This is a genomic window from Octadecabacter ascidiaceicola, assembly GCF_900185015.1.
GTDB lineage: Bacteria > Pseudomonadota > Alphaproteobacteria > Rhodobacterales > Rhodobacteraceae > Octadecabacter > Octadecabacter ascidiaceicola.
In genome coordinates this window covers 395,676-419,055 of sequence record NZ_FXYD01000004.1, presented here as the reverse complement: position 1 = coordinate 419,055, position 23,380 = coordinate 395,676, and the positions used below count along the sequence as shown (strand labels likewise).

Genomic DNA, 23,380 nt, shown 5'->3' with positions numbered 1-23,380 from the left:
GCACCTTTAAGGGCTGGTAAAGGGCGCGCATTTGAATTCAATTGGACGGATATTCTGGGAGGAAACGATGTCAGAACGTTGCGGCTGGGCCGGTTCAGAACCTATCTACACGGACTATCACGACACCGAATGGGGTGTGCCGGAGTGGGACAGCCGCGCGCTTTGGGAAAAGCTTATTCTTGACGGGTTTCAGGCAGGGTTAAGCTGGATCACTATCCTGAAAAAACGCGATAATTTCCGCGAAGCGTTCGCAGGTTTTGACCCTGAAATCATCGCTGCATGGGGCGAAGAAGACGTTGAACGGCTGTTGCAAAACGATGGCATCATCCGCCACCGCGGTAAAATCCAAGCGACTATCGGCAACGCGCAAGCGTATCTGAAGATAGACGATTTCTCGGCGCTGTGCTGGTCTTATGTTGACGGAAAGCCGCTCCAAACAAACCGCGAGACCCTTGTGGACGTTCCCGGTTATACGGATATTTCAACGCAGTTTTCCAAAGACTTAAAGAAAATGGGTTTCAAATTCTGCGGCCCGACAATCGTCTATGCGTGGATGCAGGCCTGTGGTTTAGTCAACGACCACCTGACAACCTGCCCACAACACGAACCGTGCAAGGCGCTGGCCTCACCACCGCGATAAGGCGTCTTCGTCTTCATCTTTTGACGCGACCCAATCAGCCCCATCAGCGGTAATTTCTTTCTTCCAGAACGGTGCGCGGGACTTGAGGTAGTCCATCAAAAACTCCGCTGCCTCAAATGCGTCCTTGCGGTGTTTTGAGGCCGTTGCGACCATCATGATAACCTCACCAACCTCAAGACGCCCAAACCGGTGAATAACCAGGGAGTCCGCTAGCTCCCACCGTTGCATCGCGTCCGCGCGAATTGCGCCCAGCGCTTTTTCGGTCATGCCCTCGTAGTGCTCGATCTCCATGCCGGACAACCCGCCCGTCACGTCACGCACGACGCCTGTGAAGCTGACAACAGCGCCTGCACCGGCAGCTTGGGTTGAAAACGCGTTAAGCTCCGCGCCGGCGTCAAACGCCTCTGATTGGACGCGGATCATCCGCCGGTCATCGGCGGGAAGAATGCCACTTCCCGAACGCCGGAAAGGGGTGCGTCAAACTCCGCCAGTTCTTGATCAAGTGCAACGCGCAACGCCGAAGTATCCGCAAATGCAGCATCATAACGTTCTTCACGGGCACGTAGTTCAACAACCAAATCATTCACTGTCACAGCGGAGGTCTCAACCTCCTCGCGCGGCACGCCAATGCGCTCACGCACCCATGCAAAATAGAGAACCTGCATCACTCCTCCTTTAGGAACGGCATAGCTTTGAGCAAATAGTCCGCGCCTGTGATGACTGTCAAAACCATTGCGATCCACAACAGGACGATCCCAACCCACCAGCTCCAAATCATACCCTTATACTTCCAGATCAACCCCAACTCATCCGGAGCATCACCAAATAGCACGTCTTCAACGATCCCAGCGTCCATTCCGAGCGTCTGCATCCCAAAATAGTGCTCGAATGCGCCGGTAGAAAACAGAACTGCGATCGCCGTCATCTGCGTTGCAGTTTTCCATTTGGCCAACGGTGTCACTTTCAATGTTCCTGCCGTATCCCCCAAGAACTCCCGCAAACCAGACACAAATGTCTCACGAAACATGATCAGGATTGCAGGCAACAATATCCAAGGGTTCATCCCCGAAAAGCCACATATGACCAGCAGCGCAATGACAACCATCGCTTTATCAGCAATCGGGTCCAGCATTGCGCCAAATTTGGTTTGTTGGTTCCATGCACGAGCAAGATACCCATCGACCCAATCGGTCGTCGCGGCCACAACAAACAAGATTAGCGCAAACCAGTCCGCATAGGGCCGCGCAAAATACAAAAACATGATGGCCACACCGGGGGCGGCCAGCAGACGCAAAAGCGTCAGGATATTGGGAATGTTCCACGTCATACGATCTGTCTATGCCCTTTCCAATTCACACGCCACTCCAAGCTTCTTTGGCTCATAAATACTCAACTTATCCGAGGCGAAGCCGAGGCCTGTCGGATTGGCGAAGCCAATTCGAACCAATTCTATCCTTTTTCATGGAAGTACCCATAAATCGTCTCGGCAATGCTGTCCGAAATCCCGTCTACGGCTTTCAAGTCGGCCAGAGCCGCGCGGCCCACAGCCTTTGCCGATCCAAAATGCTGCAACAACGCGCGTTTGCGCTTCGCACCCACGCCTTGCACATCATCAAGCGGTGTCGCCCCAATCGCCTTGGCTCTTTTCGCACGGTGGGTTCCAATCGCAAACCGGTGTGCTTCATCGCGCATCCGCTGTACGAAATACAAAACAGGGTCGTTGCGTTGCAGTGCAAAGACGGGCTTGCCCGTACGGTAGAACTCTTCCTTGCCGTGGTCACGATCCACGCCTTTGGCCACACCGACCATAGGCACATCGCCAACGCCCAACTCGGACATGATTTCGCGAACGGCACTGACTTGCCCAGCGCCACCGTCAATCAACAACAACCCAGGCCACGTGCCCAGCTTGCGGTCGGGATCTTCTTTCAACAAACGCTTGAAACGCCGCGTCAGGACTTCCTTCATCATCCCGAAGTCATCGCCGGGTGTCAGATCTTCGCCTTTGATGTTGAACTTACGGTATTGGTTTTTGTCGAACCCTTCAGGCCCAGCGACAATCATCGCGCCAACTGCGAACGCCCCTTGAATGTGCGAGTTATCGTAAACCTCAACCCTTTGCGGCACCTCTGGCAAATCAAACGCGTCCTTAAGTCCGCGCAGCAAACGCGCCTGCGTTGCGGTTTCTGACATCTTACGACCCAGACTTTCGCGCGCATTACGCGCAGCATTGCTGACCAGCTCGGCCTTTTCGCCCCGTTGCGGCACGATCACCTCAACCTTACGACCTGCCTTTTCCGCCAAGGCCTCGATCACCAAGTCTTCATCGTCGAGCCCGTGCGACAACAACAACATGCGCGGAGGTTCGCGGTCAGAATAGAACTGCCCAACGAAGGCCTGCATGACTTCGCTTGCGTCCTCATCCCCTGAGATACGCGGATAGTAGTCTTTGTTGCCCCAGTTCTGATTGGCCCTAATAAAAAACACCTGCACGCAAGCTTGGCCGCCATCCGTGTGCAGCGCAATTACGTCGGCTTCGGTCACACCACGCGGGTTAATTCCTTGAGATGTCTGCACTTGTGTCAGAGCTTTGATGCGATCCCGCAATGCGGCGGCGCGTTCGAACTCCAACTCCTCGGACGCCTTGGCCATCCGCTCGGCTAAACTGGCCTGCATCTCAGTGGACTTACCCGACAAGAACCGCTCAGCATCCTTCACAAGCTGCTTATAGTCATCTTCGCCAATTTTTCCGACGCACGGCGCAGAACAACGTTTGATCTGGTACTGCAAACAGGGCCGCGTGCGGCTTTCATAATCGCTGTCGGTGCAATTTCGCAGCAGGAACGCTCGTTGCATCGTGTTGAGCGTGCGGTTCACTGCGCCCGCGCTGGCGAAGGGTCCAAAGTAGTTACCCTTTTTCTTTTTCGCGCCGCGGTGCTTTTCGATACGCGGGAAATCGTGATCGCCAGAGATCAGAATATTCGGGAACGATTTATCGTCGCGCAGCAGCACGTTGTATTTGGGCTTCAGCTGCTTGATCAGGTTCTGTTCCAACAACAACGCTTCGGTTTCCGTTTTCGTTGTCAGGAACATCATCGTTGCGGTGTGTGAAATCATAGTTGCGATGCGCGCGGAATGCCCCGCCGGACGTGCGTAGTTGCTAACACGGTTCTTCAGGTTGCGCGCCTTACCAACGTAAAGCACACGGCTTTCGCTATCGAGCATACGGTATACTCCCGGAGAGCTATCCAGTGTGCGTAGATAGCCCTGAATGACGTCATGTCCGGTCTGAATGTCACTGGTTTCGCTGCTCATATCCCTAACCTATGATTCTCGTGTCGCGCTGCAATGGCAAAGCACCCCTTGCAAGGCGAAACATACCCACGGAATCTGTGGATAACCTCGTGGGCAAATCCGCCTGACGTCGAAAAATTCCTTGTTTTCTTACCCCTTAGTGGGACTGCCTATTTTTTAGGCATTCCTATAACTCATTGAAACAAAACAGGAATTAATTTTTATCGCGACAAATACCTGAAAACATTAAAGAAAAGTAACCGATTTATGACGAATTAAACTAGCGGTGCACAAGTTGTCGCGGAGTCTACCAGAAGGCGTCACTCAACACCCAGAATATCCTGCGTTTTCCAACCGATATGCTGGCCACCATCAACACACAACAATTGCCCAGTAACCGCTGGCGCATCAAGAAAGTAACCTAACGCCGCAGTTATGTCTGACGGGTTCGCTCCGCGCTTCAAAACAGTGTTGCTTCGCTGACCTTCAAAGTGCGCATCCGATTGGCGAAGCCCCTGCAACGTCGGCCCTGGCCCAATCGCATTCACCCGCACGTGCGGCGCGAGGCCCATTGCTGCGGTTTGTGTGAACGCCCAAAGCCCCATCTTTGCCAAAGTATAAGTCATGAACTCCGGCGTCATTTTCCGAACCCGTTGGTCGAGCATGTTGACGACCAAAGCATTCGCTATGCTTTCACCGTTTTCGTCTGTTCCCGCTTCGGGAGCTTGCTTTGCAAACGCCTGCGTCAAAACAAACGGTGCCCGCAGGTTGGACCCCATATGACGGTCCCAGCTGTCTTTGGTCGCGGTTTCGATGGTGTCGTATTCAAAAATCGACGCGTTGTTCACCAAAACGTTGACTGGCTGCCCAAGCTGCTGTGCTGCCTCTGGCAGCAGGTCATGTATTTGGGCTTCGTCTAAAAGGTCAGCCTGCAACGCGACAGATTTCCCGCCACACGTTGCAGCAACGTCCTCAGCACCCTTAGCGCTAGAATTGTAATGCACCGCCACATCATAGCCGCGCTGCCCAAGATAAAGCGCCATCGCCTTACCAAGCCGCGCACCGCCACCTGTGATCAGCGCAGCAGGCATCAGAGCACCATGAACAAGTAGGTGACGTACAGCGCCGTCAGGACGATACCCCAGATGCGCGTCAGGTCGAGTTTGAAAAACACAAACGGGATCAACACAAGCGTCGCGCCCAACATGATCCAAAAATCACGTTCAAAGAAGATGTCTTTCACAGGGATCTGCCCAACAAGCGACGCGACACCGATGATCCCTAACAGGTTAAACATGTTGGACCCAATGACGTTACCGATCGCGACATCTGCTTGACGACGCAAAGCCGCCATAACTGTGGTCGCCAGTTCCGGCAAAGACGTTCCAACCGCGACAAGCGTCAAACCAATTACAGCGTCAGAAATGCCATAGTCACGCGCGATGTTAGACGCACCTTCAACTAGCAAATTCGCACCAAGCGGCAAACCAATTAGCCCAAGTACGAGAAACAAAATGATCTTGGACCACGGAAGATCCGGATCAGCGCCATCAAGATCCTCCAGTTCATCCTCTTCACAAGCTTGATCTTCCTTGCGGTGACGTTGCGCTGCCAGCGCCGCCGTGACCAACATGGCCGCCAATGCTGCTAGCAACACAATGCCTGCAATCCAATCAAACACACCTCGATAGGCCAGTGCGATAAACAGCAACGACCCACCAAGCATCTGCAAATAACTGTTGCGAGAGTCGCATCCGCTCGTGTGCATCACGGCCATCATCGCAGGCACACCCAAGACCAACAGCACGTTCGCCGTGTTCGAGCCGACAACATTGCCCAGCGCCAAGTCCGGTATGCCATCAACAATCGCTTGGATCGCGATCAACAGTTCAGGTGCAGAGGTACCAAAGGCAACAACTGTCAGCGACACAATCAGCGCAGGAACGCCAAGGCGCAGCGACATATTCACCGCACCCTTTACAAGGCTGTCACCCGCCAAAAGCAGCAGAACCAAGCCAACAATTGTGAAGGCCCAATCCGTCACGGGACCAGCGGGAATAGATAGCCAATTGAGCATTTAATTGCGTTCCTTGCAGGTACAGGGTTTTCCAAAAGTGAACTTCCCGCAGGACCGGCACTTCGCGTCAGCAAATCGTTTCGCACCCGGCACCGTAAGCTTGCCAAACATCGCAAGCACGCCCATGCCAACCAGAAACAGAGAGACAATTTTAAAAATCATTTACAGTCCAAACCGCGCATAGGCTGCGCGTTCTTCGATGCCTGCGACCGTGTCATCTACGATCTGCATCCCGAAACGCGACATAAAGGATTTCTTCTGCCCGAAACGGCGGAGCTTCACCTTGTCGCCAAAGCGGTCTTTCATCGTTGGGACGAGGTGGCCAACGTGGTCGGCCAACCCCACTTCGATAGACTTTTCACCGACCCAGATATCACCTGTGAACAAGTCCTGATCGGCCAGTTTTCCAGCACGGCGCGCGTTCACGTGATCCTTAAAGAACTCGTGCATGTCTTCAAGCAAACCCTTGAGGCGCTTCACGTCCGCTGGCTTTTCAGCCTGAAACGGGTCGAGCATGCTTTTGGATTTACCCGCGGTGTAAACACGGCGCTCTGCACCGATTTTCTCCAGTGTTCCGGTCAGGCCAAAGCCCGCGGAAATCACACCGATGGAGCCAACAATAGACCCACGATCAACCCAGATCTCATCCGCTGCTGTCGCAAGCCAATAGCCACCTGACGCGGCGACGTCTTCAACGAAGGCGTAAACAGGAATGTCTTTTTCCTCGGCCAGGCGGCGAATACGCGCGGCGATCAATGAGGACTGCACAGGCGATCCGCCCGGAGAGCTGATTTCCAGCGCCACTGCCGCAGGATTGCTGCGAAACGCCTTTTCGATAGAATCTGTCAGCCCACGGTCATTCAACGAACGGCTTGATGCTGCAATCGTCCCTTGCAGGCGAACGACAGCCACATGCGGGTCTGACTTGATAAAGGGTATCCAGCGTTTCATGTCGTCCATTTAGGCCGCATACCGTTTGGAAACAAGGTCACCCGTCATTGTCGAATGCGCCAGCCTGTGCGGAATATCCAAGCAATGATGCCCAAACAGATACAAGTGAACAGCCCAATCGCAAATAAGCTTAGCCCAATTGAGACATCAGCGGTGCCAAAGAACGACCAGCGGAAACCGGAAATCAGATACACAACCGGATTGAACATCGTGATGGTTTGCCAGATCGGCGGCAGCATCGTGACCGAGTAAAACGACCCACCAAGGAACACCAATGGCGTGATAATCAGCAGCGGGATCAGCTGGAGCTGCTCAAAATTACCCGCCCAAATACCGATGATGAAACCCAGCAAGCTGAACGAAAGACATGTTAGTGTCAGGAACGCGATCATCGCGATGGGGTGCTCAATGGTGAAATCAACGAACAGGAACGATGTGGCAAGGATCACCAAGCCGATGAACATCGCCTTGGTTGCTGCTGCCCCAACGTAACCAACCGTAATCTCGAAAAAGCTGACGGGGGCCGACAATAGTTCGTAGATCGTGCCGATGAATTTCGGAAAATAGATGCCGAACGACGCGTTGCTTGTTGCCTGTGTCATCACCGACAACATGATCAACCCGGGCACAATGAACGCGCCGTAGCCGACGCCTTCGACACTTTCGATACGCGATCCGATGGCTGTGCCGAAGACTACGAAGTAAAGGGACGTGGAAATCACGGGGCTAATGAAACTCTGCATCAGCGTGCGGAAAAACCGCGCCATCTCAAAGATATATATAGACTTAATAGCTTGGAAGTTCATGCCGCGCCCTCCTTATCGGCCACCAGGGACACGAAGATTTCTTCCAATGATGACTGGCGCGTTTGCAAGTCTGTCATCTTTAGCCCTGCTTTTTGCAGGTCCGCCAGCAAACTGGTGATGCCGGTGCGGTCCGTCTTGGTGTCATACGAATAAAGCAGTCCTTCGCCCTCAATCGTGAGGTCATACGCTGACAGACCTTTCGGGATTTCGGAAATCGGTTCAGCCAAATCCACCTTTAGGGTCTTTTGCCCCATACGGGTCATCAGGTCCGCCTTATCCTCAACCAGCAAGATTTCACCGCTGGCGATCACGCCAATTCGGTCGGCAATCGCTTCGGCTTCTTCGATGTAATGCGTGGTAAGGATGATCGTAACGCCGTCTTCCTTGAGCTTCGCGACAACCTCCCACATATCCTTGCGCAATTCGACATCAACACCCGCGGTCGGCTCATCAAGGAATAGAACACGCGGCTCATGAGCAAGTGCCTTCGCGATCAGAACGCGCCGCTTCATACCGCCAGACAGCGCCATGACCTTCGAGTCTTTCTTGTCCCACAAAGACAGCGATTTCAGAACGGACTCGATGTAGGCATCGCTGGGTGCCTTCCCAAACAACCCGCGTGAAAACCGCACGGTGTTGATGACCTTCTCGAATGGTTCAAGGTTAATTTCCTGCGGCACCAGACCGACAAGATTGCGTGCTGCACGAAACGCGGTGACATTATCATGCCCACCAATGCTAATCGTCCCGCTTGTGGCACGCGTGATACCACAAATACTCGAGATCAGTGTAGTCTTCCCTGCACCATTCGGCCCAAGCAGCGCAATAATTTCACCCTGTTTGATATCCAGATCAACGGACTTCAGCGCCTCAAATCCGCCATCATATGTCTTGGTAAGGCTGCGCACCTCAACGATATTTTTCATGTCATGAATCCTTTGACCGGCACACTAGTTGGCGGAACGCGAAAGGGAAAGACGGTCGACCCTAAGTAAAGGTAAAGCCGTCATGCCTTCTCGATCCATTCCGCAATTCGAAGTTTTTGGAGGCGCGCAAAAACAGTACGCTGGTCGGTCATGATTTCTGACAACATCGAATATGCGAGCGGATAAATCGCTTCGTCTTTCCTCGCCATAAGAGACAGCCGAGCAAGCAAATTTCGATCCATGTCACCACGTGCAACCGAAAAAGGTTTTACATCAAACGCGATGGCGTGACGTTCTTTGCGCGAAACAGTTGGAAACGGTAGTTCGCTTCGCTGGCCAGATAAGCGCCGTTCACTTTCGTGCAATTTAATGCTGTCGAAAAGGATCGACAGCCCCATTCCTACGGCACGTTGTTCCAATGTTTCGCCGCAATCCCCAAACGTTGTCGCTGCGGAAACTTTCCAACGCATGCTTAATTCATTCGCTAGATAGTCGCCCTTCTCCTCCCAAAGTCTAACGAACAGCTTTAGGGCTTCTCGGGGCGGATCATTACGCCGCAACATCGCTACAAGCATCGAGTGAAGAAGCAGTAGTTCGCTTCGCCCTTCAAACTCAGCCTGAAATTCAGCGTACCGCCGTTCAATGCTGGCCCGCTTTATTGTTTCATAGTCAACTTCAGGGGCAGGCACGACTATTGAAATGATCATATCGAGATCGCAGTCCACTGCAGGGAGGTATTTGCCCGGGTTAACAAAGGGTCGTCTGGACTTTTCAAACCGCTGTTGGAAAGGCAAAGCACCGCCAAGATAAACGTCGTCCGACTCCATGCTTTCTCTCCGGTTACTTTCGCGTGGTCGCGGATTAGGCCACGGTTCAATGGCGCCTGCAAGGCATTCAAAATTTGGAGTTAATTTCTAGATCGAACCTGCTTTGACCATGAAGTTCTGCGCACTGCACATCCCGCATCATCGGAGGCGAGGAAAACGACCATGCATGCGACATAGATCGGGTCGATCGGATCATGCAGAACCTGTCTATCGACTTGCTTGGCCAATGTTTCGGGCGTGACCCAGAGGTCCTTTTGCCGCTCGGTCATAATTCAGCCAGGGACGATGGTGTTTACGCGGATTCGGTTCTTTCCCAGTTCACGCGCCATTGTTCGCGTTAGGCCGTGCACGGCAGATTTGGACGTTGCATATGCCGCAAACCCACCACCGGTTTCCCACCAAGAATTGGACCCGATGTTGATGATGGACCCTGCCCCTGCCTTTATCATCTCTGGCGCGACCGATTGGATCGCAAAGAACATGTGGCGCAGGTTCGTGTGGAAACGTTCATCCCAGTATTCAGGTGTCACGTCTTTTCAGTCATGGCGATCATCGCGGGCCGCGTTGTTCACCAAAACCTGAGCCGGACCGATCTTTTCGACCAGCTCTGTAAAGGCAGTCTCAAGTGCATCGATGTCGCGCAAATTACAGGTGGTGCACACGACGTTTCCATCCGTAGAATCTACAAGGGCCTAGAACGCGCTTTCATCCAGATCAACGAAGCCCACATTCGCTCCTTGGGCGGCAAAGCTACGCACGGTATCCGCGCCAATACCGGACGCCCCACCAGTGATGAAAACTGTATTACCCTTTAGCGAAGGGTAATTTGCAAACTTAGGCTCGCTCATGCGTCCCGCTCCATGATCCATTCAACTTCCGGCGCCACCACAAAGCGCCATTTTCGCAGCGGTCCGGCCATGACGTTCAGGTAGTACATTTCAAATCCATAGGGCGCACCACATGGATGATGACCGCGCGGCACCAAAACAACGTCGCCATCTGCAACGGCCATCGTTTCGTCTAGATCACCGTCGTCTGTATAGACACGTTGAATGCCAAATCCATTGGCTGGGTTCAGACGGTGGTAATAGGTTTCTTCTAGCTGGGTGATACGCGGGTAATCATCTTCGTCGTGACGGTGGCTTGGGTAAGAGGACCAGTGCCCCGCTGGCGTAAAGACCTCGGTCACCAAAAGGCTGTCGCAATAGTCCTCGTTCTCCATCGCAATGTTGTTGATGTAGCGGGTGTTGGTGCCCTTACCGCGTTCGGTCAGGGTAATGCCATCCGGCCCGATACGGCGCGCCTTGTGGCCGGATAATCCGGGCGCAGAGCAGACTGCGATTTTGCAATCCGTCATAGCCGTGGCGGACCAGTCCGAGCCGTCAGGAAGATACAGACAATGTGGCGGTGACTTTTCAAAGACGTTCATCCGGTCACCCAGAATGCCCCAATCTTCACCAGCGCCACTGATCTGCGCCTTACCTTCGACCATCACAAGGATCACTTCTCGATCACCCGTAACGTCGGCGACCGTTTCGCCTTCCTTGAGGCTGTGAAGTGCGAAGCCAACAAAGGTCCAGCCCGCGTTTTGTGGCGTGATATTGTGAACGGGCCCGTGCTTTCCGACAGGTTTTCTTAGAAGGTTTGGCATCTAATCCCTCACAATGATGATCGCCTATTCGAGGTCTTGCTCTTCTTTGGCTACGGCGTCCCAGTCTGCAATTGTGAACCGCCAACCAACGATCGCGCCCATGCCAATAAAGATGAGCCCCCAAAACATCGCCCCGGTGGATACCTCAAACAGCCCCCAGAGAACGGCCACCGCAACAACCGCGATGCGCCGCCAAACCGGAAGGAAGAACGGAACATCGACATCGAACATGCTGCGGCGTGCCAAGTTATGCTGCGCCTTCAAATTCAGCGCCCGTCTTGGCGCCGGTGATGTAGGACACGACATCTTCGCCGTTTGTGTCCTCAACCCGCAGGTTCGCAACCATGCGTCCGCGGCGGAACACGATGATACGGTCCACCAGATCAAACACTTGCCGCATGTTGTGTGACACGAGGATCAAGCTTTCGCCCTGTTCCTTCAGCGTGCGTATGATGTTTTCCACCTGTGCGGTTTCCTGCACACCCAAGGCCGCAGTCGGTTCGTCCATGATCGTCAGTTTGGATGCGAACGTCGCGGTGCGCGCAATCGCAACACACTGGCGCTGCCCGCCCGACATATTGGCGATAGTGTTCTTGATGTTAGGAATTTTAACGCCCGTCTTCACCAAGCCCGCCATCGTATCATCGCGCATCGCCTTGTAGTCCAGCCGACGGAACGGGCCGAGCCAGTTCCATTTCGTCTTCTCACGACCCAAGAACAGATTGTCAGGCACGTTCAAATCATCTGCCAACGCAAGAGTTTGGAACACGGTTTCAATGCCCGCTTCACGCGCGTCTAGTGGCCCCGCAAAGCTGACTTCTTCACCGTCAAAAACCACAGTGCCACGGGTGCGTTGTTCAACACCGGTGATCTGGCGCACGAACGTTGACTTACCTGCCCCGTTGTCACCCATGATCGCGACGTGCTCGCCGCGCTCAAGGGTGAAGTTTGCGTCTTCCAAGGCATGCACACCACCGTAGTGTTTGGTCAGGCCTTTGGTTTCCAGAATATACTCTGACATCTTTCAGCCCTCCCTAAGCCCGCGCCGCAGCGCGTTTTTGTTGCCATTGATCAAGCGCAACCGCGCCAACGATAATCATCCCCAGCACCATTTCCTGATAGTATGCTCCAAGGCGCAAGAACGTGAAGCCAGATGTGATGACACCAATGATGAGCGCACCAATCACTGTACCGATAATGGACCCGCGCCCACCAAACAGGGACACACCACCAATGACCGCCATCGCAATCGCTTCGAGTTCGTATGACAGACCCATACCTGACTGCGCCGTAAGGTTCTTTGACGTGAGGATCACCGCGGCCAGACCAGCCAAGGCACCTGCAATCACATAAACCAGCAGCAAATGGCGCGGCACGTTGATACCAGACATCCGCGCTGCCGCTTCGTTCGAGCCGATCGCGTATGTGTGCTTGCCGTAGACCGTGTAGTTCATGATGAAGTGGAACAGCAGGGCAAGGCCAAGGAAGATGATCACAGGGTTCATGCCCGAGCCGATCACAGCATAAGCGTCCGTCGGGAAAGACACAGGGTTTCCAAGTGACCACCACTGCGCCACGCCACGCGCAAACAGCATCATGCCAAGCGTCGCGATAAAGGGTGGAATACGCGAGTAAGCGATCAGGAAGCCGTTGATCAAACCCGCGATCATACCGACCCCAAGGCCAACCATTACGGGTACAATCACCGGCAGATCAAGCGCCCATTCGCCAAAGATCGCCTTTGGGTTCGGTGCGCCGCTCACTTCTGCGACTTGCGCGAAACTCATCGCGATCATCGCAGTGGCGCCCACCACGGACCCAGATGACAGGTCGATACCCGCGGTGATAATCACCTGTGTAACGCCCAATGCAATAATGCCGATGATCGCGACTTGAATAATAATGATCCGCAGCCGTGCTTCGTTGAAGATGCTGTCGAACCGGTCGCGCGTATCAAATAGCAGACTCTGCTGCATGAAAATCGCGCCGAGAATTTCGAAGATTATGATAATCAGGATAAGGGCGGCGAGAACGTTCAGTTCGTTCGGCCACTGCCGCTTTGATTTGTCATATGTAAGGCCACCCGTGCCTTCACTTGAATCTGACATCTAGTCGGTCCCCCCTGATGCGTCAGTTTGTTCGTAAAGATTATGTTGACCGGGGCGCAAAAACGCCCCGGTCATTAGAAACGTGGCAGCTTACTGCAAGAAGTCGCCAATGTTGTCTGGTGTCACCAGCTTGAACGGGATGAAGACGGTGCGGTCGACCTCTTCGCCGTTGATCAGTGCGATCGCTGTCTCGATGGAACCTGCGCCCTGACCCGCGAGGTCTTGGAACACTGTGACGTCCATTTCGCCAGCCTGCATGGACAGCAGAGCGTCAGAAGTCGCATCAACACCACCAACGACAACGTCGTCCATGGAAATGCCTGCAGCTTTCATCGCCTGAATTGCACCCAGTGCCATTTCATCGTTGTTGCCGAAAACAGCGTCGAATGGCTCACCGGAAGAAATCCAGTTTGTCATCAGATCGTTCGCTTCATCGCGGGACCAGTTTGCTGTCTGCTCGTCGATCAGCGTGATGAAGTTACACATGTCCATGCCAATAACGTCATGGAAGTCCTTGGAGCGCTGAACAGCCGCTTGGTTAGACAGCTGACCCATCAGCATGTACGCAGTCGCGCCACCGGACTTACCAGCTGCGCGCAGATCGCGACACATCTGGAACGCAGCCAATGTACCGGATTCGATTTCGTTAGACGCGACGAAAGCTTGGCCTTCTGGTAGAGTATCCATGTTGATAGGCTGACGGTTCACGTATACCAGTGGAACGCCAGCAGCTGCTGCAGCGTTAGACATCGCTTCAGTTGCGTTTGTGTCTACTGCGTTCACGATGATCGCATCAACGCCAGACGCGATGAAGTTGTTGATCTGGTCGAGTTGCTTGGCAACGTCGTCAGTCGCATCTTCAATCTGCAAGGACACATCGTCATTTGCTTCGTCGAACGCTGTCATACCATTCCGCATGACGGTCAAACCGTTGTCGTCAAAGCGAGCAACGGAAACACCGATCTGCTGCGCCATAACGCTGGTTGTACCCATTAGTGTTACAAGGCCAGCGGCCAAAAGGATCTTCTTCATAGTAACTCCTCCCTAGAGTTTCCGCCAATCAGAGCGCATGGCGTTACGCATATTCGACATACGTCGAACTCGATGATGGCCGGGGAAACCCGACCAATTGTTTATTTGGCAGCTTAGCTTTCTAGCACCTCCGCCAAATTTAATGGCCGCGACTGCGCGACCGATAGGTTCGCGGCTTCCGCCATCGCGAGCGAGGCAATTCCGTCTGCCAAGGTCGCAGGCATTTCTTCTCCCAAAGAAAGCGCCTCAACGAATGCGGACCACTCAGCCTCATAGGCAGGCATGTAGCGTTCCAAGAAAAAATGCATCGGCTTTGCGCTGACAACACCTTGGGTGGTGGATTTCACCACGGTGTTCTCCAACATATTTCCGGCCTGAAGCAGCCCGTCCGCGCCGAGAACCTCGACACGTTGGTCGTATCCATAAACAGCACGGCGCGAATTATTGATAACGGCAATACGGCCATCTTCATAGGTCATGGTAACGGTTGCTGTGTCAAAGTCGCCTGCAGCACCGATCTCCGGATCAACGAGGCAGCTGCCCGTCGCCATGATCGTTTTAGGCAAACCGCCCATGATAAATTGGGCCATGTCAAAATCATGGATCATCATGTCACGGAAGATTCCGCCAGATACCTTTACGTAGCTTACAGGTGGGGGCGCAGGGTCAAATGACGTGACCGTAAGCATTTCTGTTTTGCCAATTTCACCGGCATCGATGGCCGCTTTCATCGCTGCGAAATTTGGATCAAAGCGGCGGTTAAAACCGATCATTACCGGTTTGCCGTGCGCCTGAACCGCTTTTTGGCAAGCGCGCGCTCTATCAAGGCTTAAATCCACGGGCTTTTCGCAAAGCACAGCCTTACCTGCCTTGGTCGCCGCCTCGATAAATCCTGAATGGGTGTCCGTCGATGTCGCAATCAATACGGCGTCAATCGATGGGTCAGAAAGGATCTCATCGCTGGTCTGTGCCTTCGCACCGTAAGCCTGCGCCAATTCTTGCGCAGCTTTCGGCATTACGTCCGCAACAGAAACCAGCCGTGAGCCTGAGTGCGCAGAGATCGCGCGCGCATGTACGATAGCAATGCGACCAGCCCCCAAAAGCCCAATGTTCAACATGAAATGATTCCAATTTTGATTCCCGACATTGACAGACTGCGCAGTTTTGCAACCGGTTGCAAGGAGAACTTCAATCGGCAGAAATTGCGGCAGGCAAGAGGATCAATTTGTTCCGCAAGGAGTGGAGAGTCCTTATGAGGCCTTCAAAATGTTACACATTTTCTATTTTGAAAAGATTTTGTAACGTGTTAGTGTCGTCGGATGATTTCACGGAAGTACAAATGACCGCATATATTCTCGACGCAGTAAGAACACCAATTGGCGGCTACAGCGGCACATTATCCTCAATGCGCACGGATGACCTTGCAGCTTTGCCAATCGCAGAATTGAAGCGCCGGAATCCCGACGTGGATTTTGGGGCTGTCGATGATGTGATCCTTGGCGATGCAAACCAAGCCGGCGAAGACAATCGCAATGTAGCACGTATGGCGGCACTGTTAGCGGGTTTGCCCGAAACGGTACCTGGAACAACGATCAACCGCCTTTGCGCCTCAGGCATGGATGCTGTTGGCATGGCCGCGCGCGGGATCAAAGCTGGCGACTACGGGTTGGCCATTGCGGGCGGCGTTGAAAGTATGAGCCGTGCACCCTTCGTGATGCCAAAGGCCCACACCGCATTTTCACGCGCCAATGCAGTCTATGATACGACCATTGGCTGGCGTTTCGTGAACCCCAAAATGCACGAAGAGTTCGGCACAGATTCAATGCCTGAAACGGCGGACAACGTGGCAGAAGACTATGGCGTTTCGCGTGCAGATCAGGATGCCTTTGCAGCACGCTCGCAAGCGAAGTATGCGGCAGCGGCTGAGGCGGGTCTTTTTGCGGATGAGCTGATGCGTGTTAGTATCCCGCAGCGTAAAGGCGACCCAATTGTATTTGAAGCGGACGAACACCCACGCCCCGGTGTCGATGTTACCAAGCTCGGCAAGCTCCGAGGTGTGAATGGACCGGATAAGACCGTTACTGCCGGCAATGCGTCCGGTGTGAATGACGGGGCTGCCGCGTTGCTCCTAGGTGACGAAGCAGCCGCGGCCAAAAAGCAACCATTAGCACGTGTCGTTGGCATGACCGCCGCTGGCGTCGCGCCGCGCGTTATGGGGATTGGTCCGGTACCCGCAGTGAAAAAGGTTCTGGAACGCACAGGGCTGACCCTTGATCAGATGGATGTGATAGAACTGAACGAAGCATTCGCAAGCCAGGGTCTTGCGGTATTACGTGAACTGGGCTTGGCCGATGATGCGCCGCACGTGAATCCCAACGGGGGTGCAATCGCGCTAGGTCATCCATTGGGCATGTCAGGCGCACGTTTGATCATGACCGCAGCGTACCAGCTGAAACGTACTGGCGGGCGATACGCACTTTGCACGATGTGCGTGGGTGTCGGCCAAGGCACTGCCCTGATTTTGGAACGGACATAGGAGCGACACGATGTATGCACAAATGGTTAAGTCCGAAGCGACGAAGGACGATCCCGCCAAGCTAGCCGCGTTTCAGGTTCGCATCGATGCCGGAGAAAAGATCGAACCCAAGGACTGGATGCCTGAAGGCTATCGCAAGACTTTGATCAGACAAGTCGGTCAGCACGCCCACTCGGAAATCGTAGGCCAATTGCCTGAGGGCAACTGGATCACACGTGCGCCCACGTTGGAACGCAAAGCCAACCTTTTGGCCAAGGTACAAGACGAGGCTGGTCACGGCCTGTATTTGTACTGCGCCGCCGAAACGCTTGGCGTGTCGCGTGACGAGATGACCGAAATGCTGCTCGATGGACGGATGAAGTATTCCTCGATCTTCAACTACCCGACGCTGACTTGGGCAGACATGGGCGCAGTCGGCTGGCTGGTTGATGGCGCGGCGATCATGAACCAAGTTCCACTACAGCGTACATCTTATGGCCCGTATGCCCGTGCGATGGTGCGCGTTTGCAAAGAAGAAAGCTTCCACCAACGCCAAGGTTTCCACATCATGATGGCGATGGTGAATGGCAATGCCGAGCAAAAGCGTATGGCGCAAGATGCACTTAATCGGACTTGGTATCCTGCGTTGATGATGTTCGGACCGTCGGACAAAGACAGCGTGCATTCGTCGCAATCTATGGCTTGGAAAATCAAGATAAACACCAATGACGAGCTGCGACAAAAGTTTGTCGATGAGACAGTTCCTCAGGCGGAGTATCTCGGCCTAACGATCCCGGATGAGGGGCTGACATGGAATGAAGAAACCGGCCACTACGACTACACCGAACCTGATTGGAACGAGTTCTTTGATGTGATCTCTGGGAATGGTCCCTGCAATGTTGATCGACTGTCTGCCCGGCAAAAAGCTTGGGACGACGGCGCATGGTTGCGCGACGCAATGACCGCCCATGCCGCGAAAAAAGCCACGCGTAACTTGGCTGCAGAGTAAGAAAATGAGTAAAGAATGGCCTCTCTGGGAAGTGTTTATTCGTGGTCAGCATGGCATGAGCCACAGACACGTTGGATCGCTTCATGCTGCCGACTCCGAACACGCGATCAAGAACGCGCGCGACGTTTACACGCGACGCAATGAAGGTGTGAGCATCTGGGTCGTTGAAGCCGAGCAAATCACAGCATCCAGCCCGTCTGATAAGGGCCCGATGTACGACCCTGCCCGGGACAAGGTGTATCGCCACCCAACGTTTTACGACATCCCTGACGAAGTTGGGAAAATGTAATGGCAGGCACGTCTAACCCCACTCAAATTGACGGCCAGCTCTTTGAATTCCTCTTGCGGCAAGGCGACAATGTTCTTGTTCTAGGTCACCGGACATCCGAATGGTGCGGTGTGGCCCCCGCCCTTGAAGAAGATATTGCGCTGACGAACACGGCACTTGATTTGATCGGGCAAACACAGCTTTGGCTCGGCTATGCCGGTGAAGTCGAGGGCAAAGGCCGTAGCGCCAATGATCTGGCTTTCCTTCGCGACGTTTATGACTTTCGAAATGTCTTGATGCTAGAAGTTCCAAACGAAGACTTCGGGCGCACTTTGATGCGTCAGTTCTTGTTTGATGCCTTCCAAGTACCATGGCTGACAGCGCTTTGTGCGTCTTCAAATCAGAATGTCGCAGATATCGCGGCTAAGTCCGTCAAAGAAGCGATCTATCACCTCGATCGCTCTACCGAGACAGTGATCGCCTTGGGGGATGGGACTGAAGAGAGCAACGCACGTATGCAATCTGCCTTGGACTACCTCTGGCCATATGTCGGGGAGCTTTTTGGCGAAGATGACGTGGATAAAGCGATGCACGAAGCTGGCGTCGCCCCTATGCCCGCGACATTGCGCGGCGACTGGGAGACCACGGTGAACAGCACACTTTCACAGGCCTGTCTGACGCTGCCTGATAGCAAGTTCGCGCATTCGGGTGGGCGGACTGGGTTCCGGCACACCGAGCACCTTGGGCACATGCTAGCGACCATGCAGACCTTGCAACGTTCATATCCGGGCGCGGCTTGGTAATGGCACTGGCCAGTATTTCAGAGGCGCAAGTCTGGGATTGGCTTGAAGATGTACCAGACCCAGAGATTCCTGTGATCTCTGTCGTTGATCTGGGTGTTGTGCGGGCGGTGAACGTCATGGACAGCAATGCCGTCGAGGTGACAGTCACGCCAACGTATTCAGGTTGCCCTGCGATGGCAGTGATCTCGATGGACATTGAGACCGCACTCGCCAAACAAGGCATCAAGAAAATCAGTTTGAAAACCCAGATCGCACCAGCTTGGACGACAGATTGGCTTTCGGAAAAGGGGCGTGCGCGGCTGGAAAGCTACGGTATCGCACCACCTCGAGCCGCGGGCGGACCAGAACGCTGTCCCCGCTGTAAATCAGAGGCGGTGGAGCGCGTCAGCCAATTCGGTTCGACCCCCTGTAAGGCGCAATGGCGCTGCGCTGAATGCCTAGAACCCTTCGACTATTTCAAATGTATCTAAGGTACACGACATGACTCAGTTCCAACCGCTCACCGTCACGCAAATTGAAAAAACGATCCGCGATGCGGTTGTCGTCACGCTGCAACCTGTGGAAGGGGCCGCGTTCGACTTCACCCAAGGCCAGTATTTGACCTTCCGACGTGCTTTTGACGGGCAAGAACTTCGAAGGTCTTATTCGATCTGTGCCGGGCAGCAAGACGACGTGCTGCAAATCGGGATCAAGCGCGTGTCCGGCGGGGCTTTTTCTACGTGGGCAAACACGGATCTGGCGATTGGCGATACAGTCGAAGCAATGCCGCCAATGGGCAATTTCTTTGCCGAAGCCAAATGCGATGACCCGCACTATCTGGCGTTTGCAGGCGGGTCTGGCATCACACCAGTTCTGTCGATCATACGGACAGGTTTGAAAGAAGAACCCGATGCGCAGTTCACACTGGTCTATGCCAACCGCAATCCCAACACGATCATGTTCCGCGAGGAGCTGGAAGATCTGAAGAACCAATACTTAGGCCGCTTCAACTTGATCCACGTTCTAGAAGATGACAGCCAAGACATTGACCTATTCCATGGCCGTGTTGATGGCGACAAATGCGCGGCGCTGTTTAAGAACTGGATCGATATCACAACCGTCGACATGGCCTTCATCTGCGGACCTGAGCCGATGATGTTGGCGATCTCCGAAGCGTTGGAAGCGCATGGGCTTTCGAAAGATCAAATCCGGTTTGAGCTTTTTGCCTCCTCTCAGCCTGGCCGTTTGCCAGAACCCATCGCGGACGATTCCAAAATGGAAGATGGTGTTGCTGGTCGTGTTACCATTGGTGGGGAGGCGCGGTCGTTTGTCATTCCGCCTAAGACCAGCCTTTTGGAAGCAGCAATTGCCAACAACATCGATGCGCCATTCGCATGTAAGGCGGGCGTGTGTTCAACCTGCAAAGCCAAAGTGCTTGAGGGCGATGTCGAGATGGTCGCCAACCATGCACTGGAAGACTACGAAGTCGACGCAGGCTTTGTGCTGACGTGCCAGTGCTATCCGGTTTCAAGCAAAAAGGTCGTCTGGGACTATGATGAGGCTGGCCACTAACAGGGCCGACCTCACTAACTAGATCCGGTTTAGCCTACCCAAATCCCCAAATGCCCATGGGCAATACGAGGGCGAAGAACGGTAGTGCGATCAACAAGATCAACCGGATGATGTCAGCGACCCAGAAGGGTGTAACGCCTTTAAAGATCGTTGCTGCGGACACATCGGTGACCACTGATCGCAACACAAATACGTTCAATCCAATTGGCGGTGTGATCAACGAAATCTCGGTCACGACCACAACGATGATACCAAACCAGATGAGGGCCATCTCACCGCTCGGGTCCGCTTCGAAGAATCCAAGCGATGCGATCAACGGCGCAAAGACCGGCACCGTCAAAGTAATCATCGACAGACTTTCAAAGACAGCACCCAACACCAAATAGATCAGTACAATTACGCCAAGCACTGCGAAGGGTTCCAATCCTGCGTTCTGCAGAAAGTTCAAAAGATCATCCGTCAAACCCGCGCGCGTGATAAGGCGGTTAAAGATGTCCGCCCCGATCAGAAGCACGAATAGGCCAACCGATGTACGCACGGTTTGCGACAGGGCCTCAATCAGACCTTTCCAAGAGAACCGCCCAATCATAACCGAAATAACAATCGCGCCGAACGCGCCCACACCGGCAGCCTCATCTGCGGTAAAGACCTGCCCGTAGATGCCACCGATAATGATCACGAAAAGAACAAGGATTGGAATAACGCGGTAAATGCAGCCCTTCGCCTCCGCCCATTCCATGCGTTCACCTGCGGGTCCCGCTTCCGGCTTACGCCAAACAACGAAGGCAACAGCGCCCAGATAAAGCAGAATACCGAGAAGACCCGGAAGGATACCCGCAAGGAACAACTTGCCGATCGATTGGCCTGTTAGGAACCCGTAGATAATTAGGATAATGCTCGGCGGGATCAGAATGCCCAATGTCCCACCAGCCGCAACTGAGGCCGTGGACAGGCTATCGTGATAGCCAAATTTACGCATCGACGGCAGGGCGACCTTTGACATTGTCGCCGCTGTTGCCAGAGACGATCCAGATACTGCAGAAAAGCCACCGCATGCCAAAATCGTCGACATAGCCAGCCCACCCGGCAAGCGACCAACCAAGACATAGGCGGCGCGGTAAAGATCGTGGGCCATGCCGCTCTGTGCGATGATCATGCCCATCAGAATGAACAATGGGATCACCGACAGCGCATCGTTTTGGGCGACATCCAAAATGGAATCCGCAGCTGGGCCCAGCCCCGCAGACCAGCGCCCGTCCCGCAAGATGACAAAACCAATCGCGCCGACTGACCCCATGGCGATGCCAATTGGAACCCGTATTAAAACGAGGCCGATAACAATAACGAAAGCAATCAGCGCAAAAGTCATTCGTAGTCACCTCGTCGGGCTTGGAAGATTTGGTACACGCACCGCAATGCAACGAGCAATCCGGTCACAAACACCATGAAGGCGATGAATCCGATGATGGGATACTTTGGTAGAAACAACAGCTCAGTTGCGGAGCCACGGCTAAGCGCTTTTTCTGTACGCTCAAACAACCATACGCCCATCGTCAAAAGAGACGTCGCCGTCAGCGCCTGAATCGCGCGATCGCGCCAGAACGCGAACCGTGATGAAAAAAGGAAGTCCAACAAATCCACATCGATCTGCTGATTGCGCAGGGTTACGACCGGAACCGCAAAGAAAATCGAACAGGCCAGCAGAATTTGCGCCAAATCCTGACGTCCGAAAATTGGCGCGTTAAAGCCGTATCTGGCGATCACTTCGGCAACCGTCAGAAACATGAGCAACATCAACGACGTTGCACTGAGGATTAGACAAATGCGGGCAAGCCAATGGCTTGCCCGCTGCAATGTATGCTTCATTTATTTGCTGCTGTATTCGGCCATAGTGTCGCGAATAATCGTAAGCGCAGCTTCTGCGTCCACGCCTTTGGCAGTCACTTCTTCAAGAACTGACGCTTGAATTTGAGGAACAAGCGCTGTGAACCGTGCTGCAGCGTCACCCTCAAGGTCAACGACCTGACCGGATTCCATCTGAGCGTTGAGACCACGTTCGTTGCCCTCATCCCAAGCTGCGCCAGCAAATGCTGAGAAGTCTTCGCCGAGGACGGCTTGGATTGCGGCAGCATCTTCTTCACCAATTTCTTCCAAGAACTCTTCGCTCATGACAATCGAGAATGATCCACGGTAGAAGCCGCCAGGAACACGGTAGGTGTAAGGAAGTACTTCAGTCAAACGCAGGATCGCGATCGTGTCACCCGGAAAGAACGTACCGTCTGCGACACCGTTCGAAACAGTCTCGTAAACATTCGGTGCAGACACCTGAACGCCAGCCATTTCAAGACCGGCAAGAACGTCACCCATTACGCCGCCACCTGAACGGATCTTCAGGCCCGTAACATCGTCAAGGGAACTGATTTCTGAAGACAGGTGCAGCATGCCAGGCGCGTGAACCATCATAGCAACAGGTACAACACCGTCATGCTCATTGGCCGCGCCAAGAACTTCTTCGTGTGCACGCCAATGTGCAGCGGATGCCGCAGCAGAGTCACCTACAAGGCCCGGAATTTCGATCATCTTTGTTGTAACGAAACGACCAGGGTTGTAGCCGTGGAAGATCCACGCGGCATCGGCACCGCCATCTTCGATCAAATCAGCCTGGGACGGAGGTGACGCAAGTTGATACTCAACCTTGCCTGTCACGCGACCTTCAGTCGCTTCTTCGATCCGGCTGATGAACTCAGGCCAAACAGTGTCGTTCATAATGTGTGATGGTGGCAACCAAGATGAGATGACCATCTCTTTTTCGGCCAACGCAGTTGTCGCGCTTGCAAGTGTCACAGCAATCGCCGCGAGCATTCCTGATTTCGTATTCATAATATCCTCCCTTGTTGCGGGGCCGACTCGCCCTGCACTTTC

General features: G+C 53.8%; 30 protein-coding genes. 7 read left to right on the top strand and 23 right to left on the bottom strand.

The genetic code is table 11. The annotated features are described in order from the left end of the window. The first annotated feature begins 67 nt into the window (after positions 1-67). Positions 68-640, top strand: a complete 573-nt coding sequence (locus OCA8868_RS13875; protein ID WP_093997158.1) for a DNA-3-methyladenine glycosylase I — start codon at positions 68-70, stop codon at positions 638-640. Here the strand turns inward: OCA8868_RS13875 and OCA8868_RS13870 are convergent. The 20 genes from OCA8868_RS13870 to iolG form a co-directional block, all read right to left on the bottom strand. After that, positions 626-1,063, bottom strand: a complete 438-nt coding sequence (locus tag OCA8868_RS13870; protein ID WP_093997157.1) for a molybdenum cofactor biosynthesis protein MoaE — start codon at positions 1,061-1,063, stop codon at positions 626-628. The genes OCA8868_RS13875 and OCA8868_RS13870 overlap by 15 nt on opposite strands. Beyond that, a complete protein-coding gene (gene moaD / locus OCA8868_RS13865) occupies positions 1,060-1,305 on the bottom strand; it encodes a molybdopterin converting factor subunit 1 (protein WP_093997156.1) in 246 nt (81 codons plus the stop codon). Before moaD ends, OCA8868_RS13870 begins: the two co-directional genes overlap by 4 nt. Then, complete coding sequence (pgsA, locus tag OCA8868_RS13860; protein WP_093997155.1) at positions 1,305-1,967, bottom strand: CDP-diacylglycerol--glycerol-3-phosphate 3-phosphatidyltransferase; 663 nt, start codon at positions 1,965-1,967, stop codon at positions 1,305-1,307. The genes moaD and pgsA overlap by 1 nt, the downstream gene beginning before the upstream one ends. Before the next feature lie 122 nt (positions 1,968-2,089). Then, the gene (gene uvrC / locus OCA8868_RS13855) at positions 2,090-3,955 is read right to left on the bottom strand and encodes an excinuclease ABC subunit UvrC (RefSeq protein WP_093997154.1); all 1,866 of its coding nucleotides are present in this window, start codon (positions 3,953-3,955) and stop codon (positions 2,090-2,092) included. A 299-nt stretch (positions 3,956-4,254) separates the two neighbouring features. After that, the gene (locus OCA8868_RS13850) at positions 4,255-5,025 is read right to left on the bottom strand and encodes an SDR family oxidoreductase (RefSeq protein WP_093997153.1); all 771 of its coding nucleotides are present in this window, start codon (positions 5,023-5,025) and stop codon (positions 4,255-4,257) included. Next, positions 5,025-6,011 carry a calcium/sodium antiporter gene (locus tag OCA8868_RS13845; protein WP_093997152.1) on the bottom strand — a complete coding sequence of 329 codons (987 nt, stop codon included), beginning with the start codon at positions 6,009-6,011 and terminating at the stop codon, positions 5,025-5,027. Before OCA8868_RS13845 ends, OCA8868_RS13850 begins: the two co-directional genes overlap by 1 nt. 162 nt (positions 6,012-6,173) lie before the next feature. Continuing rightward, on the bottom strand, positions 6,174-6,962 hold the full coding sequence (locus OCA8868_RS13840; RefSeq protein ID WP_093997235.1) for a S49 family peptidase: 789 nt from the start codon (positions 6,960-6,962) through the stop codon (positions 6,174-6,176). Positions 6,963-7,006: 44 nt separating this feature from the next. Beyond that, complete coding sequence (locus OCA8868_RS13835) at positions 7,007-7,768, bottom strand: ABC transporter permease (RefSeq protein ID WP_093997151.1); 762 nt, start codon at positions 7,766-7,768, stop codon at positions 7,007-7,009. After that, positions 7,765-8,694, bottom strand: a complete 930-nt coding sequence (locus OCA8868_RS13830) for an ABC transporter ATP-binding protein (RefSeq protein WP_093997150.1) — start codon at positions 8,692-8,694, stop codon at positions 7,765-7,767. Before OCA8868_RS13830 ends, OCA8868_RS13835 begins: the two co-directional genes overlap by 4 nt. A gap of 80 nt (positions 8,695-8,774) precedes the next feature. Further along, positions 8,775-9,521 carry a hypothetical protein gene (locus OCA8868_RS13825; protein ID WP_093997149.1) on the bottom strand — a complete coding sequence of 249 codons (747 nt, stop codon included), beginning with the start codon at positions 9,519-9,521 and terminating at the stop codon, positions 8,775-8,777. Between the two features lie 80 nt (positions 9,522-9,601). Continuing rightward, on the bottom strand, positions 9,602-9,790 hold the full coding sequence (locus tag OCA8868_RS16970) for a hypothetical protein (RefSeq protein WP_306456141.1): 189 nt from the start codon (positions 9,788-9,790) through the stop codon (positions 9,602-9,604). Positions 9,791-9,793: 3 nt separating this feature from the next. Next, entirely contained in the window at positions 9,794-10,051 is a 258-nt protein-coding gene (locus OCA8868_RS16965) for an SDR family NAD(P)-dependent oxidoreductase (RefSeq protein WP_306456140.1), read from the bottom strand. Positions 10,052-10,057: 6 nt separating this feature from the next. Further along, positions 10,058-10,183, bottom strand: coding sequence for a hypothetical protein (locus OCA8868_RS16960; protein WP_306456139.1), 126 nt, complete (start codon positions 10,181-10,183; stop codon positions 10,058-10,060). A 30-nt stretch (positions 10,184-10,213) separates the two neighbouring features. Next, complete coding sequence (locus OCA8868_RS16955) at positions 10,214-10,369, bottom strand: SDR family NAD(P)-dependent oxidoreductase (RefSeq protein ID WP_306456138.1); 156 nt, start codon at positions 10,367-10,369, stop codon at positions 10,214-10,216. Then, the gene (iolB, locus tag OCA8868_RS13815; protein WP_093997148.1) at positions 10,366-11,172 is read right to left on the bottom strand and encodes a 5-deoxy-glucuronate isomerase; all 807 of its coding nucleotides are present in this window, start codon (positions 11,170-11,172) and stop codon (positions 10,366-10,368) included. Before iolB ends, OCA8868_RS16955 begins: the two co-directional genes overlap by 4 nt. A 24-nt stretch (positions 11,173-11,196) precedes the next feature. After that, positions 11,197-11,418 carry a hypothetical protein gene (locus tag OCA8868_RS13810; RefSeq protein ID WP_245848270.1) on the bottom strand — a complete coding sequence of 74 codons (222 nt, stop codon included), beginning with the start codon at positions 11,416-11,418 and terminating at the stop codon, positions 11,197-11,199. Position 11,419: 1 nt separating this feature from the next. Beyond that, positions 11,420-12,193 (bottom strand): ATP-binding cassette domain-containing protein, encoded by a 774-nt coding sequence (locus tag OCA8868_RS13805; protein WP_093997146.1) that lies wholly within the window; start codon positions 12,191-12,193, stop codon positions 11,420-11,422. 13 nt (positions 12,194-12,206) lie between these two features. Continuing rightward, complete coding sequence (locus OCA8868_RS13800) at positions 12,207-13,280, bottom strand: ABC transporter permease (RefSeq protein ID WP_093997145.1); 1,074 nt, start codon at positions 13,278-13,280, stop codon at positions 12,207-12,209. A 90-nt stretch (positions 13,281-13,370) separates the two neighbouring features. Further along, positions 13,371-14,312 carry a substrate-binding domain-containing protein gene (locus tag OCA8868_RS13795; protein ID WP_093997144.1) on the bottom strand — a complete coding sequence of 314 codons (942 nt, stop codon included), beginning with the start codon at positions 14,310-14,312 and terminating at the stop codon, positions 13,371-13,373. Positions 14,313-14,425: 113 nt separating this feature from the next. Beyond that, positions 14,426-15,430, bottom strand: coding sequence for an inositol 2-dehydrogenase (gene iolG / locus OCA8868_RS13790; RefSeq protein ID WP_093997143.1), 1,005 nt, complete (start codon positions 15,428-15,430; stop codon positions 14,426-14,428). A gap of 221 nt (positions 15,431-15,651) precedes the next feature. Between iolG and pcaF the strand changes: the two genes are divergently transcribed. From pcaF to OCA8868_RS13760, 6 genes are read left to right on the top strand one after another with little or no spacing between them, the layout of a single operon-like run. Beyond that, a complete protein-coding gene (gene pcaF, locus OCA8868_RS13785; protein WP_093997142.1) occupies positions 15,652-16,848 on the top strand; it encodes a 3-oxoadipyl-CoA thiolase in 1,197 nt (398 codons plus the stop codon). A gap of 10 nt (positions 16,849-16,858) precedes the next feature. Further along, positions 16,859-17,836, top strand: coding sequence for a 1,2-phenylacetyl-CoA epoxidase subunit PaaA (paaA, locus tag OCA8868_RS13780; protein ID WP_093997141.1), 978 nt, complete (start codon positions 16,859-16,861; stop codon positions 17,834-17,836). 4 nt (positions 17,837-17,840) lie between these two features. Next, positions 17,841-18,125, top strand: a complete 285-nt coding sequence (paaB, locus tag OCA8868_RS13775) for a 1,2-phenylacetyl-CoA epoxidase subunit PaaB (protein WP_093997140.1) — start codon at positions 17,841-17,843, stop codon at positions 18,123-18,125. Beyond that, the gene (paaC, locus tag OCA8868_RS13770) at positions 18,125-18,907 is read left to right on the top strand and encodes a 1,2-phenylacetyl-CoA epoxidase subunit PaaC (RefSeq protein WP_093997139.1); all 783 of its coding nucleotides are present in this window, start codon (positions 18,125-18,127) and stop codon (positions 18,905-18,907) included. Before paaB ends, paaC begins: the two co-directional genes overlap by 1 nt. Further along, complete coding sequence (paaD, locus tag OCA8868_RS13765; protein ID WP_179214861.1) at positions 18,907-19,377, top strand: 1,2-phenylacetyl-CoA epoxidase subunit PaaD; 471 nt, start codon at positions 18,907-18,909, stop codon at positions 19,375-19,377. Before paaC ends, paaD begins: the two co-directional genes overlap by 1 nt. Positions 19,378-19,387: 10 nt before the next feature. Next, the gene (locus tag OCA8868_RS13760; protein ID WP_093997137.1) at positions 19,388-20,458 is read left to right on the top strand and encodes a 2Fe-2S iron-sulfur cluster-binding protein; all 1,071 of its coding nucleotides are present in this window, start codon (positions 19,388-19,390) and stop codon (positions 20,456-20,458) included. A gap of 34 nt (positions 20,459-20,492) precedes the next feature. Here OCA8868_RS13760 and OCA8868_RS13755 read toward each other — a convergent pair whose 3' ends face one another. The 3 genes from OCA8868_RS13755 to OCA8868_RS13745 are packed head-to-tail and all read right to left on the bottom strand — an operon-like array spanning position 20,493 to position 23,338. Further along, entirely contained in the window at positions 20,493-21,827 is a 1,335-nt protein-coding gene (locus OCA8868_RS13755) for a TRAP transporter large permease (RefSeq protein WP_093997136.1), read from the bottom strand. Then, complete coding sequence (locus tag OCA8868_RS13750) at positions 21,824-22,324, bottom strand: TRAP transporter small permease (protein ID WP_093997135.1); 501 nt, start codon at positions 22,322-22,324, stop codon at positions 21,824-21,826. Before OCA8868_RS13750 ends, OCA8868_RS13755 begins: the two co-directional genes overlap by 4 nt. Further along, complete coding sequence (locus tag OCA8868_RS13745) at positions 22,325-23,338, bottom strand: TRAP transporter substrate-binding protein (protein ID WP_093997134.1); 1,014 nt, start codon at positions 23,336-23,338, stop codon at positions 22,325-22,327. It abuts the gene before it with no gap. Positions 23,339-23,380: the final 42 nt, after the last annotated feature.